The sequence below is a fragment of the Candidatus Albibeggiatoa sp. nov. BB20 genome (genome assembly GCA_016744725.1).
GTDB lineage: Bacteria > Pseudomonadota > Gammaproteobacteria > Beggiatoales > Beggiatoaceae > Albibeggiatoa.
In genome coordinates this window covers 1-15,317 of sequence record JADGDW010000001.1, presented here as the reverse complement: position 1 = coordinate 15,317, position 15,317 = coordinate 1, and the positions used below count along the sequence as shown (strand labels likewise).

Here is a 15,317-nt window from a genome sequence, read left to right as displayed (position 1 = left end):
AATAATTGGTCAATCGCCACTACATTGTAAATATCAGCCATTGCTACAATCAGCGTATTGGTTTCTTTATCAAAGCTAATGGGAATAAGATTATGACGGTGGGCGGTGGTTTTCGGTACTAATTGCATGGCATCGTAGTCAACAACCAATTTGCTTAAATCAACCGTGCCTTGACCTAAAGATTGACTTAAAGCATCACGTAATACCGCTTCAGAAATAAATCCAAGCCTGACTAAGATTCGGCCAAGTTGTTCATGGGTTTTCTTTTGTTCTGTAAGGGCAATATTAAGCTGATCTTCACTGATGATACGTTCATCTAACAGGATTTCACCAATTCGACGGCGACCGGGAGTAACCACAGAACTCATTTTTTATTCCCTATTACATAAATAACTAACACAGACAATGGGCTTTGTTGTAGTCAATTTCGATTTGTATGTTAGGACTGACAGTCCTTTTATACTTTAAATATCAATCATTTTTAAAATCTAGGACTGCCAGTCCGTATCACTTTAAAATAAAACGACTATATCAGTGTTTTCGGTTAAATATTTATTCAAAAATTATTATCCTTGGATCAGTTCATCTGAAAATGCGAAATGCTAAGGAGTGCTAGATTTATCTTGCTTGAATAGTCTGTTGCATTCCTATAAGCTTAATTTAATGACATATCTTATCCAAACTGTAGGATGAAATAATGCAACAACTTTAATCTATCATACTGTCTTCATTTTCTTTTTCATGCTGGACAATAGCTAATTCATAGCTGTGGTCAGGTACAAAACCATAAGGGTTAACCTGTAATATTTTAGGTAAACGGCTCGTACCACGAGCTTGAATTGTAATTGAATAAGCTTGCTCAATGCTGGGTTGTGGTGCTTTTACTTCGTTATCTTCATTGGCTTTCTCATTGAACTTGGCCGCTTGTTGCTTATCATCCTGATCTATATCAATCTCTTCATCTTCCTCATTGATACCCGCAAGCTGTAAAACAATTTCCCCATCTTCATTGATAACAGGTAATTTCTGATTATGTTGCACAATAATGGTGTAATAAAAACCCGTATCAAATCCAATCCAAGGCAGAAACTCAGTCAATTGCTCTAGCTCGGCAAAGTCATTTAACATCCCCGGATTTTTAATCGGTTCACTACGACGTGAGACTAAAATTTGTTCGGTTAAACCACCACTACCTGGCAACATATTAAGTGCTTCTCGGGTAGCTAAATTAGGATTTAATTTCTGATGTGTGCCGTAAATAGTGAAAGCAGCCTCAACTTCTTCAACGGTATACACTTCAGAAAACCCTTTGATTAATAATAATTCCTGCACCGTTTCTAATTTACTATTACGCGGTTTATAGGGCGGCTCTAATTCTTCATAATAATCATTTTCCGCCCCATTCATACGTTCCAAATCATCCCCATCAATCCAATCACGCCACGCATCCACTAAACTATCCAGACGTTCTAAATCATCTTCTCCGATGCGATATTTTAGTAATTCTTTAAATTGAGCAGGTTGTAAATTGGCTAAATTAATTTTGCCTGAATGGTCATAAATCCGTACCACTGTGCCTTTCGGCAAACGATATTCATCTGCAATTTCATCATATTCTGCATCGTTATAAGCCAAATTCAATGGACGGCCATCAAAGCGATGCTGCCATGGCCAATTTTCTTCTAAAAATTCTTGTCGTTCCTCATCATCGGGGTGTGCCGCCATATTGATCATCAAAATTTCCATTTGAGCCAATTGCAAAGCGGCCATAGTATGACTCCAGTCTTCTAAGCCTGCTTTGTTATGCGATACGGCAATGGCTGACAATCGGGTATCTGTTGCCAAGGTGGCAATCATCACTGTCACCACGGCTAGAAACCACAATACAATAATCAGTACCACACCCCGTTGTTGAGTTACCATGATTTATCTTTCTTGCTGTGCATTTAAACAGAGTTCTAAGGTTTTATCCCAATCAGGTAAGCTAATACCAAAGGTTTGTTGTAATCTCTGATTAGATAGCACAGAGTAAGCAGGGCGTTTGGCTGGCGTTGGATATTCAGAGGTTGGGATCGGGATCACATTAGGCTGTTTATCTTCTCGGGCAATAATTGCCTTCGCAAATTCATACCAACTGGTTTGACCACCACAGGTTAAGTGATAAAGGCCTGAAAATTGAGCTCTATCTTTCGACAATTGCGGAGAATAAAGCTGAGATAACACTTGAGCAGTTGCTTGTGCAATCATATAACTCCATGTTGGTGCGCCAATTTGATCGCTGACAATCTGTAATTCTTCACGCTCATTGGCTAAACGTTGCATGGTTAACAAGAAATTTTTACCACGAATTCCATACACCCATGCGGTACGGAGAATCAGATATTCACCACCAATCGCTTCAATGCCTTCTTCGCCTGCCAGCTTGGTTTTGCCGTAAGCTCCCATAGGATTGACTTTGTCATCTTCTGTATATGGAGTTTCACTTTCGCCATCAAACACATAATCTGTTGAATAGTGAACCAGTAACGAATTTAGCTTTTTCGCCTCTTCCGCCATAATCGCAGGTGCAGTGCCATTGGCTTGAAATGCAAGTTCAGTTTCTTCTTCCGCTTTATCAACAGCAGTGTAAGCCGCAGCATTTAAAATAATATCAGGCTTTACTTCTTGGATAATACGACGTACCGAATCCGCATTAGACAGGTCGACATGTCCATAAGCATTTGACACCCTCGATACGGGAATGACTGTACCCAATGGCTGAGCACAACGCAGTAATTCCCAACCGACTTGACCTGTTGGTGCAATAAGTAAAATACGTTTTTGTGACATAATATTATCCGAAATCTAAGGTCGCAAAATAGGGATTATAACCTTGATTGTGACTACACGCCTATTTGATTTTTTGGCTTGATTTAAATTGCAACAAATGCGTACACTTAGCACGGTTGGTCTTATTGAATTTATCCGCTCAAGTGACGTAGATGAGCCTGATTATTTGTAATCATGAAGAAGAATAAAAACCTGTAAGATGGAATTGCATTGTGTTTTTCAGCAAATTGGATTGCGCTTGAACAATGTAGAATATGTTGTGTGATGATGTATTCATCCTATTCAATTTTTTATTTCACTCTAGGTGAATAATTCATCTGATACAGATATTTACATTATTTATATACTTTAAGACATAAGACAAATTAAGAGTGTATTTTAAATTTTTAAGGAGGTTTACATGTTTTTGTTAAAGCGGTGGATTATTGTATTGCTATTATGCTTAAGTTGGCCTGCTCAAGCAGATATTTCTAATGCTATTGTGAGTTTGCTTTCTGAGTCATTTAAACAATATGATGCGGAAAAATATGAACAAGCAGCGGCATTGTTAGAACGGGCACTGGGTATTGATGGACGTAACCCTATTTTGTGGCATAACTTAGCAGGTGTGCGCTTAAAACAGCAAGATTGGAAATGGGCAGCAGATTTAGCAACGAAATCAAATACCTTAATTGCAGGCAATGATGAGCAAAAAGGCTTACGGATTAGAAATTTTATGCTGATTGCTTTGGCTTGTGAGGGAATGAAAGATGATGGGTGTGCGAATGAAGCACGGAAACGGGCTTACGCGTTGGCGAAAGGTTAAGCTCATAAAAAAAGGACTGGCAGCCTCAGTTTAACAGCAACCAGTCCTAAATAGACATAAAGACGACTAAACAACCCCCAATTATCAACTGATGATTGTTTAGCCTAATAATTAACTACCAAGTTTCAGTCACAATACCTTCAAATCCGCGTGCCATCCACACTTGATTATCAGTCATTGCTTTGCCTTGATAATAAGGGCAAGTTTCTAATGTTTTCAGTTCAGTGACCAAGCCACCTGTACTTAATTGATACACGGTGCAAGCTGCTTCACCACCGTAATAACCACCACGAGGCACTGAAATATTCACAACGTCTATGGCAATATCATTGTAATATGGATAGTAATTTGTATTGCCTATCAATACCGTATCGCCATAAGCTGCGTGTAGTTGCGGATAGCCTTCAAACTGCCATTCACCAATTTGCGCGAAGTTTTGTGCAGGTGCAAATTTAATAAGCGTCGTTGCAGGTGTTTCAGGTTCTGGTGCAAAATCACTAGGAATCGGTTCTGCGCCATCACCAATACCACCGTTAGCATCTACAGGGATAGGTTTTGAGAGAGGCTCTGCACCATCACCAATACCACCATCAGTATCTACAGGAATTGATTCTTCAGGGAGAGGTTTTGCGCCATCACCAATACCACCGTCAGCATCTACAGGAATTGCGGGCTGAATATAATAACGTTGTTCTTGACAAGTCACATATAACGCATCATCTGCCCAAACAATATTGGCATTATAATTTTCACACTGTTCAACCAGTTTGCTGGTCACTAAGGTTGCAGCATTGGCGGTTAAGCGTAACAAGTTGAAACGTAGTTGACCTTCTCTAGTAAATTCTTTAGTTACTAAGAGATTGGTATCTACAAAGCCAAGGGGTTCACCCGGTAATGAACGGCTTAAACCTTCTTGACCCGAGTCTAAATGCCAAGCCCGTAAAATCCATTCTGATTGTTGATAATAATAAGGGCTTTCAATTGCATCAGACGCGATATGTGCATTAAGTTCTAAAACAGGTTCAAAACTGCGTTGTTCAGGTAAATAGAACCAGCCATCTTGCACAAAAGGTTGGGTGCGACTGTACCAAGTTGAAATCCGTTTTGCAGTACTCTCATTTTCCTGACCTTCAATCACAATCGGTGCTAATAATTCACCTGATGCCAAATCTAACACTTGCATCGCTAATGGATTGTAATTAAAGAACACAGCATATTGTTCATCCATGACAATATCGTTATAGCCGCGTGGTAGTGACCAGGTTTTTTCCGCAACTTCAAGATTATCAGGTGCGTATTGATATAAACGTGAATAGCCTTTGTGTCCTGTTGATGCTGCCCAAACTTTGCCTTTTTTGTAATCTAACCAAGCGATATTTGCCCCTAATTGCAATTCAGCTAATACTTTTTGACCCGTTACATCAATGGTTAATAATGCTTGGTCACCTAATGCTGCCACCACGTCTTCACCGATATTTAAACTCCGATTCAATTGTATAGGACTAGGGATTAAGCCTTTATCTTCAAATTGATTATCAGTGAAAGACAACATTTGCAAATAACTGCCTGTTTCAGTTTCCCATGATTCAATCGGTAATGCAGCAAATTGATTCGCCCAATCTAATTGTAAAGCGCGTTCATCATAAGTGGCTTGGGTATAGCTCCAGCGTACCTCACCTGCTAATGGGATATAACGATCTAAAAATGTTGGATTAGTTGGATCACTGACATCAAATAAGCTGACTGATGCACGACGGACACGAATATCACCTTCTTCAGGTTCAGGTTGATCGAAAATGCCGACAGCAAATAAAATGTCATCTTTGAAAAACATTTTTTCTGACCAGCCCGGAATTTCTAATTCACCTAAAATCCGTGGATTTGTTGCATCACTAATGTCAATCACCCATAAAGGATCAGTACGTTCATAAGTCACCACATAAGCTTTGTCACCCGCAAACCGAGTGGCGTATAAACCTTCATTTGGCGCGATATTGCCAACTTGACCTAATAATTTCATGGTATTCAAGTCATAAATCGCTAAAGCACTGCCTTCTTGTTTAGTGTCTTTGGAACGATCTTCATACACAACGTGTAATTTTTCATCTTTGACATAAACGTGGAACTCAGAAGGAATTCGCCCCGGTACATTGATGCTAGGCAATTCAGTTAAGCCAGATAATAAGCTATAGACTTGCACATTGGTTTCAGGCCATTGTTCACCATCGTTTACCACTACTAAATAGTCAGTGAAAATGCTCATCGCATATGGATAGCCTTCAATTAATTTGCTTTCCACTTTGAGTAGTTTACCATTGCCTTGTAATTCCAACATGGTTACAGTGGTTTCAGAATTATAAGTTTCACGGTTGTAATCTTGTGTCACAGTATAAATCGCATTATTACGTCGACGAGATTCACGCAAACTGCCTTCAATTTTATATTCATCGACTTGTTGTAATTGGCCGTCACTGTTTTGACTAAATACGGTAAAGAATGCTTTGCCTTCGTAATCATTTTGCATCAAAATTTTATAGTCATTAATCACATACAACTCACTAGGATTACCTTCTAATTTAATCGAAGCGGTGATTTTTGGGGTTTCAGGATGACCAACAACATCAATCACTTGAAATCGTTTAGCTTGGCTATTGGCGTATAAAATTTGATTACCCACTAATTTAAAAATATCAGGTTTTTCAGTAGTAACAGAACTGCTTTCACCATCAGATTTATTTGCATCAGAAATTGTTGAGGTTGGGGCAGCGACTCCAGTCGTATCTGCATCGTCAAAAGCTTCTTCTGCATATATTTCACCACTACGAAAACCATTATTTTGAATCGCTGTAAAAGTGGTTTGTCCGGGGAAGCGCTCTTGAGTTGCTGCAATACTGAGAGGTAATACATGGACGTGTTGCCATAATGTAGAATCCGTCCAATCTTGTCCATGTTCAACGCCAACTAATATAAGTACACAACGTTGTTCATCAGGACATTCACGGTCTAATGCAGCGACTTGAATATCAGTTAAATTATCAATATCCAATGCTTGGCCACTAATCGGTTGAATATTGTTTTCAATCCAGCCTTGTTGACTTGTCCAGCTCGCAAAGCCATTTTTTTCTGCATCAAAATTTAACCATGCTAAATAGACATCTAAATTATTCAATTCACCTTCGTGGCTAAAGAATATATGCGGTTGTTTGTCCACATCCTTCACGGCAATTTGCCATGCTTGGGCTTGCCAGCCGTACAGCAATAACAAGCTTAGTAAAAAGGTTCGCAACAATTTCATTATGAACTCCTAACAATAGACTGGGTTTAAAAATATAATTTCGAACTTCTATTTAAGGATAGACGAGAGCTATATGTGAATTTGTTTCGATGTCTGAAAATAATTTGAGCGGATGACGCATTTACCTACACACCTAACGCCAGTAATCCAGCATATTTTCACATCTAAAGTCCTATATCTAAACCCATATCATTGTTAGAATTTATTCACACTATTATTTAATGTAACATCTTGTTTTTTCTATGTATATCAAATATTTAATTTATTTTTTAGTTAGATAGCATCTCCAAAAACATAACTAACTCCATAAATTAATTAATAATTATTGGAGTAACGATGAATTTTTGAATACAATGCAAAACTTAAGGACAATAAAAATTAGACATATAACCAAATAAATAATGAAAATTAACTCTAAAAAAGAAAACTATGCAGATAAATTTATATATCAAACAATATTTAAGCCGACTTATTTTTCTAAGCCTATTACTTATATTCTCTTCAACCGCCCAAGCATTGGTTGAGTTAACCGAAATGAGTGATATTTCGGGAGGGACTACACATACCTGTGCAATTACTAATGAAGGGGGGATAAAGTGTTGGGGGAGGAGTCTTTATGGTGAACTAGGTGATGGCACAAGAACTGATAGCTATACCCCTGTCAATGTTAGTGGCTTAAGTAGCGGGGTCTCTGCCATTGATTTAGGAAATTATATTTCTTGTGCTTTACTAACTAATGGTGGTGTAAAGTGTTGGGGACAAAATCAGAATGGCCAAATAGGTGATGCTAAGGTAGTCAGTCGTGTTCCTGCTGATGTTAATGGTTTAAGTAGCGGTGTTTCTTCCATTGACTTAGGAGATGCGCATTCTTGTGCTTTACTAACCAATAGTAGTGTGAAATGTTGGGGTCTAAACGATAATGGCCAATTAGGTGATGGTACGCTCACAGATAGTTCTACTCCTGTTGATGTTAATGGATTGGGTAGTGGGGTCTCTGCCATTGCTTCAGGAAATTTTCATAATTGTGTGCTATTGAGCAGTGGTGGTGTGAAATGTTGGGGTCTAAACGATAATGGCCAATTAGGTGATGGTACAACAACCCAAAGCTCTACTCCTATTAATGTTAATGGCTTAAGTAGCGGAGTCTCAGCCATTGCTTTAGGAAGTTTTCATAGTTGTGCTTTGTTGAACAGTGGCAACGTTAAATGTTGGGGTCTAAACGATAATGGCCAATTAGGTGATGGTACGCTTACAGATAGTTCTACTCCTGTTGATGTTAGTGGTTTAAGCGGAGTTTCCACTATTGCTTTAAGTGGTTATCATTCTTGTGCTTTATTAGCCAATAGCAGTCTAAAATGTTGGGGGAGGAATGACAATGGTGAATTAGGTAATGGTACGGTCACAGATAGTCTTACTCCTATTGACGTTAGTGGTTTAAGCAATAATGTTTCTGCTATTGCTTTAGGGATAAGGCATTCTTGTGCTTTACTGACCGATGATAGTATAAGGTGTTGGGGACAAAATCTTTATGGCCAACTAGGCGATGGTACGACAACTGGGCGTTATACTCCTACCAGTGTTTTGACTCGAATTGATCAAACTATTACAGGATTTTCACCACCATCGGCAGGTATTTATGGTGAAAATGCAAACTTAAGTGCAACAGGTGGGGCTTCTGGTAATACGGTGCTTTTTGCAAGTACCACAACCAGTGTCTGTACGGTCAGTGGTTCAACTGTGAATTATGTCGGTGTAGGCACTTGTACTGTGACAGCAGATCAAGCAAGCAGTACAGAATATAATGCTGCGCCTCAAGTCTCTAGTAATATTACCATTACTTCTAACGTACAAAATCTAATAGCTACGACAGTCACATTTAGACAAATTTCTCCATCTCCTTCTACAGTAGGTCAAGAAATTTATATTCCATTTACAGTGACTTCAGAAGCAAGCTCAACAGTCATAGGTTTAGTCACTATTTCAAATGCTGATAGTAGTTATAGTTGCAAAAAAACCTTGACCAGCAGTCATAATGGCCAAAGTGGTTGTTATATTAGGTTTACTGAAGCAGGTCAGTATGAATTTAACATACGCTACGAAGGTGATTTAAATCACTATTTAAGTACAGGCAATCAAACTGCCTCTCATCAAGTCAATGCAGCAAACATTATTTATACAGCAAAGCCTATTTTGCTTGCTGAATCGGGCATAAGTGACAGCTACACCATTGGTTTAAGCGCACAACCTACAAATACAGTCACCATTACTATCACGCCAAATGAACAGCTTTCAATCAATGAGCAGAAGGCAGGGCAAGCCGTTACAATTCAACTCACAGATACCACACCTGTTGAAATCTCAGTTATCCCTATTGATGATACTATTTTGGAAGGAGAACACATAGGCTTAATTACCCACATCAGCAGTAGCTCTGATTCAAATTATGATGCAAAAACGACGGAATTAAATTTTCCAATCGCAGATAATGAGGCGGGTATTATAATTGAACAAACCGATGCAATTTCAAATGTGACGGAAGGTGGTACATCAGATCATTACAGTATTGTTTTAACAACTAAGCCCAGCCAAAATGTAACGATTAATTTTGCTATTGACGAGCAAATTTCTGTTTATCCAACAACTGTAATTTTTAACCGTTTAAATTGGGATGATCCTCAAAAAATTCGTATTTCTGCAGTTAATGACAAAGCAATAGAATCTGACTATATTGCTAAAATTATCCACAGCATTACAACAGAGGATTTGATATACAATTCAGAAAATACCGTATTTATTGTTGATGCTGAAATAACAGACACTGTATCAGTTAATATTACAGATAATGATTTCATTACCGCACCTACATCCCCCAGCGCATTCACAACAATCTTAAATGCAAACAATCAAGCAATTTTAAATTGGCAAGATAATAGCCTTGATGAAACCCAATTTATATTATTACGTGATGACGAAATTCTAATTGAATTAGCTGAAAATACTATAGTTTACACAGACTCAACACTGCAATGTAATACCGACTACAGCTACCAACTATATGCTAAAAATGAGGCGGGTGAATCCCTATTATCAGACCCTGTTAGCATTGAGTTTCCTTGTTTACCTCTACAAGCACCAAGCAGTTTAACGGTAACAGCACAATCTGATACACAAATCAATTTAACTTGGATTGACAACAATACAGATGAGATTGGCTATCAAATTATCCGTAATGGGCAAATTATTGATAATGCAGCGCAGAATTCAGCAAACTACATTGATACAAATTTGCAATGCGGCACAGAATATCATTATTTAGTCAGTGCAATTACAAGTGACTTGACCTTATCCACAGCAACAGAAATTTTTGCATCAACTCAAAACTGTATAGGTGAGTTTGGTTTAAATTTAAATATTCAGGGGCAAGGTGCTGTTAATGATTGTACTAATTACTGTAGAAAAAGCTATTCACAGAATCAGACTGTTGAACTTAATATAACACCTGCTATAAATTGGCAATTTAGCCATTGGGATGGTGACTGTACTAACAGTCAAATTTTGATGGATACAGATAAAGTCTGTACAGCGCATTTTATCAAAAAAAACATAACAACGTCCAACTCTACAAAAACAGTACAAGAGCCAGAAACGATTACCAAAATAACGGTGCAACCTCCAATTATTGAGCAATCGCCTATTATTAAAATGCCTCCAGCTCTACCTCCAGTTATTGCTATTGTTCGAAGTGATTCAACGCTTAATCAAAGTGTTAATATCGGTGGACAAACTATAAGAAATATTAAAATCCAAGTGGGCATTAGCGTATCAAATGGCACACTAGGTGGTGAAGTAATTAATGATGGCCTTATCAGTAATATCACGATTGAACAAGGCGCAACCATACACGGTGGCTCAATCAGCGGTAGGAATATCAATGATGGAGTAATACAAGATGCCACTATTACGGCTTACTCTGAAGTAACAGGTGGTCAGCTTGTGGGTGACATTACCAATCGTGGCACTTTGATTGATGTGCAACTCATCAAAGAGTCAACAATTACGGGTAGTAAATTAGGCGGCATTATCCAAAGCGAAGGTGCAATTACAGATGTGCAAATTGATCCTTATGCTCGTATTATTGGTGGTCAAATGGGTGGGTTGATTCAAGGGTCAAAATCTGAACCTGTTTACTTAGGTGCAGTTGAATTACTTGATGGTACAAAAGTTGAGAATGCACGCATCAGCCCAACCACAGCATTGTCTGATAATATTAAAATTGGTAAAGGGGTTATATTCCCAAAAAATTATAAAAATCTAAAGTTAGAAGATTTTGGGATAGATGCAACCAAATTAGAAAGTATAGACATATATCAATTTAATGGTATTGAGCCTGCTGCATTTGCACTATTTAAACCTGAACATATTGAACAATTACCAGCAGAAGTATTTACAGCCTTTGAAGCCAAGGATATTGAATATTTACAACCTGAAGCGATTGCAGCAATTAAAGTTGAACAATTTAAATTATTGCCAGAAGCCGCATTTTCTGGATTGACCGCTGATAATATTGATGCTTTAAGTGAGGAGGTATTAGAAATTATCACACCTGAAAAATTAGAGGCCATTAAACCAAAGGCTGTGAAAAAATCCAAAAACCCAGGTAAAGTCTTTACTAGATTGACAAAAATCAAATCCAAACAAGCCCGAAAATATTTACCTACAGGTTGGGATATTAATGAGGAGACAGGTGAACTTATAACTCCAGCAGGCACAAGACTCACTTATAAAACAATTAAACCTAAAAAAACAATCTCTAGGCGAAAAGCTTATTTTCCTGATATTGTTGATTTAGGCTCTAGCTTTAGCTTGGGTGGAACGGGCGGTAAATCTGCGTTGGAACAATTAAATAATGGTATGCAACAAACACCCAATATTGGCTCTATCGACCTTGACCAATTTATTTTTACTCAGAATGACATGGGAATACTTAATGTTATTGGTAAAGGAGGCTATGAAGGGACAACATTTGCATTTTTGCCCAAAGTCAATAATATAGAACAAGCACCTTTAGATGTTCCTGCTGGTTTATCACAAGATGAAGGTGATTTTTTTATTATGACCACGCCCAACCACCAAAGCTTTTTTCTCACACCATCGACTAATGATCCTGTCGGTTTAGTGGAAGTTCTTAGTGGTAATAAAGATGTTATTGACGAGTCTGAGGAAGAAATTAAACAAATCTGTGATTATAACAATCAAGTGGTTAAGTTTAATGAAGCAGGTGATGTTTTACTCAAACTAACTGGTGATAGTATTCGTCGCCGCACTAGAGCATTTGAAACAGATATACATGTTGTTATTATGTTTGATGCTTTTGTTGAGCCTGCTCCTGATCTATTTTGTAATGCAATAACTTGTGATTGGCCACAAATGTCTGATGATTTGCAAAAAGGCATACACTTGCCCAACAAATTACGCGCGAGACAACAAGCGAAGGTGATTTACCCTAATGGCACATCACAAATTGTATATCCTACTGTGCTACAACCCAATAAATTTATTAATCTTGCATCAAAATTGGAGGGCATTGAAAAGGTTATTTATCAATCTGATGGTAGTTTTAAAGCTATTTATTTTGGCCAATCAATTTCAATTTATCCTACTTTTGATACAACACTTAAGCCTTTACCTCATACAAATATTGAAATTCAACCAGAAGTAACCTTACAAGATAATGGACAATTCAGTTACTCAGTTCAGGACTGCTCGCGTTTGGTTACAACTTCTTTGGTAATTGAATGATTTAATTGTACTTTTAAATAGCATATTGCTCATCTTGTTAGGAATACAGTATTTTCTCTAAACTTAATGATAATTATATTGGAGCTATTTGGTTATTTTTTCATCATTAACAATCAAAATATTCACTATGCAATAACGAACAACTGAAAATTGCACTATATACAGTGTTTGTATACATATTGTTAAACGTTCTCAGCATAGTACTTTGCTATATTCTAAATACATTAGATTCAAGTCATAACAACAATACTTTTGGATAAATCTATCCTTATCTTCACAATAATCAACTGTATGGAGACAAAATTTATAAACTACACTAGTGAAGAAAACATCTTTGATATATCTGCCATGCAGTTTTGCTCATGCAAGATTACTTAGATGTTGGTATCACAGACTCATCAGAATCTTTATTTGTTTAGATTTAAGTATTAAATTCTTAGATAAAATTTATTCTTAATATAAGTTTCATGGTTAATATGCTTGGCAACTTAAATTTTACCTTATATTTTATATAAAGGTTGAGTACTAACCTGCACTTAACTACAATGAATTAAAGCTTATTTAAGAATATAAAATTATGAATACTTATTATTTTTACACTTCAAAAAAGCTATTTACCATATTAACAATTCTTTTATCGATGATAACTTTTCCAAGCTATGCAATTACGTTTGTTTTTGGAGATGTCAAAGATATTAGTTGGTCTACTACAGTAAGCGGCGTAACAATGACTATTGATACACCTAAATGTGATAGTGTTGCAGATGTAATATTTGATGGCGGGGATAATGGTTTATGGATGGAACCAAGTGAAACTTTAGGAGGATGCGCAGGTGGATCAGATCAAGCCATAGATGAAATTCAAATTCATTTTGATAAAACTATAAAATTTATAAGTTATGTGACCGATACTTGGGGTTCTGGTGATAATAGTTATATGGATATCACCTCAAGTTATGGCAGCTCAACAAATAACCCATTTGCAACAGGTAGTGATAGTTATGACGGTACATTTAATACTCAATTCATTTTACTAGCATCTGAAGATGCCAAAATTCATGTTGATAGTGCTTCTGATGCGGTGGGTGGTGGCTCTGGTGGATTGATAAGTCTCACTGTTGATTTAGCTAAACTTAGCCAAAGTATAACATTCAATTCATTATCGACTAAAACTTATGGTGATGTTGATTTTACAGTTAGTGCCAGTGCTAGCTCTGGTTTGTCAGTAAGTTTTAGCACTTCAGGCAACTGTTCAAATTCAGGTTCAACGATTTCAATTTCAGGTGCAGGAAGCTGTAATGTTACAGCCTCTCAAAGTGGCAATAGTAATTATAATGCTGCTACAAGTGTTCCTCAAACTTTTACAATTAATAAAATCAATCAAACGATTACAGGATTCTCTCCTTCAGCAACAGGTATTTATGGAGGCAGTGCAAGTTTAAGTGCAACGGGTGGAGCTTCGGGAAATTCCGTGACTTTTGCAAGTAGCACCACAAGCGTTTGTACTGTTAGTGGTTCTACTGTTAATTATGTTGGCGTGGGTACTTGCACAGTGAATGCGAATCAAGCGAACAATGCAAATTACAATGCAGCCACTCAAGTTTCGAGCGATATTATCATCAATAAAGCCAACCAAAGCATCACGGGCTTTTCACCCACATCAACAGGTATTTATGGTGGAAATACCAGTCTAAGTGCAACAGGTGGCGCATCGGGAAATTCCGTTATTTTCACCAGTAGCACCACAGGTGTTTGTACCGTCAGTGGTTCTACTGTTAATTATGTTGGCGTGGGTACTTGTACAGTGAATGCGAATCAAACGAACAATGCAAATTACAATGCTGCGCCTCAAATTTCTGCCAATATTTCAATTAGTAAAGCCAACCAAAGTATCACAGGCTTTTCACCCACATCAATAGGTATTTATGGTGGAAACACCAGTCTAAGTGCAACAGGTGGCGCATCGGGAAATTCCGTTACTTTTACCAGTAGCACCACAGGCATTTGTACCGTTAGTAGTAATACTGTGAGTTTTGTTAATTTAGGTACTTGCACAGTGAATGCGAATCAAGCGAGCAATGTAAATTATAATGCTGCGCCTCAAGTTTCTGCCAATATTTCTGTGAGCAATACCACTCCTACAACAAACAATAGTTCCATATCAACCAATGAAGATACAGCTAAAACAGGTACATTAAGCGCATCGGATGCAGACTCAAATCCATTGACTTATAGCATCATTACCAATGGTACAAAAGGCGCAGCAACAATTACTAATACCAGTGCATTTACCTACACTCCCTCCGCCAATACTAACGGTGCAGATAGTTTCACCTTCAAAGTCAATGATGGGCTGGTAGATTCTAATGTTTCAACTATTTCAGTCACCATCAATTCAATCAACGATGCGCCCACATTCACAGAATCAGCACAGCACGCCATTACATTGAATGAAGACAACTCTGCAACCGCCGCAATTAGCACAAGTGCTTACAGTTTTAATTTAAATGCCACAGACATTGATGTCGATACCATTACGTGGTCAATTCAAACTCCTGCAACGCAAGGTACAGCAAGTGTTTCTGGTAC

Annotated in this window: 7 protein-coding genes; 3 read left to right on the top strand and 4 right to left on the bottom strand. The window is 37.6% G+C overall.

What is annotated here, in order from left to right:
* From ABXH34_RS00035 to rfbD, 3 genes are all read right to left on the bottom strand, one after another.
* Positions 1-368 (bottom strand): cyclic di-GMP-binding domain-containing protein, MshE-related (locus tag ABXH34_RS00035; protein ID WP_502710385.1); only part of this gene is annotated, 368 nt, incomplete at its 3' end.
* A 340-nt stretch (positions 369-708) separates the two neighbouring features.
* Complete coding sequence (locus ABXH34_RS00030) at positions 709-1,923, bottom strand: type II secretion system minor pseudopilin (protein WP_353569798.1); 1,215 nt, start codon at positions 1,921-1,923, stop codon at positions 709-711.
* Between the two features lie 3 nt (positions 1,924-1,926).
* Positions 1,927-2,829 (bottom strand): dTDP-4-dehydrorhamnose reductase, encoded by a 903-nt coding sequence (rfbD, locus tag ABXH34_RS00025; RefSeq protein WP_353569797.1) that lies wholly within the window; start codon positions 2,827-2,829, stop codon positions 1,927-1,929.
* A 400-nt stretch (positions 2,830-3,229) separates the two neighbouring features.
* On the opposite strand from rfbD, the gene ABXH34_RS00020 reads away from it, so the two are divergent.
* Positions 3,230-3,634 (top strand): hypothetical protein, encoded by a 405-nt coding sequence (locus tag ABXH34_RS00020; RefSeq protein WP_353569796.1) that lies wholly within the window; start codon positions 3,230-3,232, stop codon positions 3,632-3,634.
* A 115-nt stretch (positions 3,635-3,749) separates the two neighbouring features.
* Here ABXH34_RS00020 and ABXH34_RS00015 read toward each other — a convergent pair whose 3' ends face one another.
* The gene (locus tag ABXH34_RS00015) at positions 3,750-6,929 is read right to left on the bottom strand and encodes a beta-propeller domain-containing protein (protein WP_353569795.1); all 3,180 of its coding nucleotides are present in this window, start codon (positions 6,927-6,929) and stop codon (positions 3,750-3,752) included.
* Between the two features lie 429 nt (positions 6,930-7,358).
* On the opposite strand from ABXH34_RS00015, the gene ABXH34_RS00010 reads away from it, so the two are divergent.
* Both ABXH34_RS00010 and ABXH34_RS00005 read left to right on the top strand, forming a co-directional pair.
* A complete protein-coding gene (locus ABXH34_RS00010; RefSeq protein WP_353569794.1) occupies positions 7,359-12,728 on the top strand; it encodes an RCC1 domain-containing protein in 5,370 nt (1,789 codons plus the stop codon).
* A 727-nt stretch (positions 12,729-13,455) separates the two neighbouring features.
* A partial coding sequence (locus ABXH34_RS00005; RefSeq protein ID WP_353569793.1) for an Ig-like domain-containing protein occupies positions 13,456-15,317 on the top strand: 1,862 nt, incomplete at its 3' end.

Coding starts and splice junctions, on each gene's coding strand:
- rfbD (WP_353569797.1), bottom strand. CDS start 2,829: ATGTCACAAAAACGTATTTTACTTATTGCACCAACAGGTCAAGTCGGT.
- ABXH34_RS00015 (WP_353569795.1), bottom strand. CDS start 6,929: ATGAAATTGTTGCGAACCTTTTTACTAAGCTTGTTATTGCTGTACGGC.
- ABXH34_RS00010 (WP_353569794.1), top strand. CDS start 7,359: ATGCAGATAAATTTATATATCAAACAATATTTAAGCCGACTTATTTTT.
- ABXH34_RS00020 (WP_353569796.1), top strand. CDS start 3,230: ATGTTTTTGTTAAAGCGGTGGATTATTGTATTGCTATTATGCTTAAGT.
- ABXH34_RS00030 (WP_353569798.1), bottom strand. CDS start 1,923: ATGGTAACTCAACAACGGGGTGTGGTACTGATTATTGTATTGTGGTTT.